Origin of the sequence: Aestuarium sp., from assembly GCF_023253315.1 — a bacterium.
Classification (GTDB): domain Bacteria; phylum Pseudomonadota; class Alphaproteobacteria; order Rhodobacterales; family Rhodobacteraceae; genus Marivivens; species Marivivens donghaensis.
Window position 1 is genome coordinate 1 of the sequence record NZ_JALRGW010000119.1, and the last position, 876, is coordinate 876.

1 protein-coding gene and 1 pseudogene are annotated in these 876 nt (G+C 51.8%); both read left to right on the plus strand.

The features are described from left to right. Positions 1-152 (plus strand): annotated as a pseudogene (locus AC1QQ2_RS14520) (acetyl-CoA C-acetyltransferase); the annotation flags it as partial. A gap of 224 nt (positions 153-376) precedes the next feature. Continuing rightward, positions 377-850 carry a hypothetical protein gene (locus AC1QQ2_RS14525; RefSeq protein WP_479713679.1) on the plus strand — a complete coding sequence of 158 codons (474 nt, stop codon included), beginning with the start codon at positions 377-379 and terminating at the stop codon, positions 848-850. Positions 851-876 lie beyond the last annotated feature (26 nt).

The following is an 876-nucleotide window of genomic DNA, read 5'->3' on the forward strand; positions in this document are numbered from 1 at the left end:
CCTGTGCCTTGGGACACCCGATCGGCTGTTCTGGTGCACGTATCGTCGTGACGCTTATTGCGGCACTTCAAGCGCGCGGTTTGAAAAAAGGCGTTGCGTCTCTGTGCATCGGTGGCGGTGAGGCAACCGCGCTGGCTGTAGAGCTAGTTTAAGGCCTGATGCCGTATAAAAGGGGCCGCAGATCATTGTGGCCCCAATGTCTCAAACGACATAGCCTTTGATCCGCCTGCGGCGGGAAGAGAGTTGGTGATGTCCAAAAGCTAACCTTTTGGACATCTCTCAAGATGACTCAAATCAAATTAGTTTTTCGAGATGTATTGTATCTTCTTGCCCGAACCCTCGCTCGTCGAGGTCAAGTTCGGTCGGGAGGCATACATTGAAACGTGTTTTAATTCTTGGCGCAGGCGTGTCGGGTCATACGGCTGCGAGTTACATCAAGAAATGGGCGGGCCGAAAGGCTGAGGTCATCGTGATGACCCCCAATAGCAAGTGGAATTGGATCCCGTCGAACATTTGGGTCGGTGTCGACATGATGACCACTGATGATGTGACCTTTGACCTTGCTCCAGTCTATGAAAAGGCGGGCATCACCTTTGTTCAGGCGCTTGCCCAAGAGGTTTTCCCAGAAGGTAGCGCTGACCATGAAAAACCATTTGTTCGCGGTATGCGGACTGGTGATCCCACAGGCGAAATGGTCGAGGTTGAATATGATTACCTGATCAACGCCACTGGTCCGAAATTGAACTTTGGTGCGACGGAGGGGCTGGGTAATGGATCGGAACTTGGTTCGCACACAGTAGGGTCTATCCCAACAAAGGTACGTAACCCACCACAGGAATTTCTGCGTTGACCTGCATTCATGCGCTTTTCGTTGAT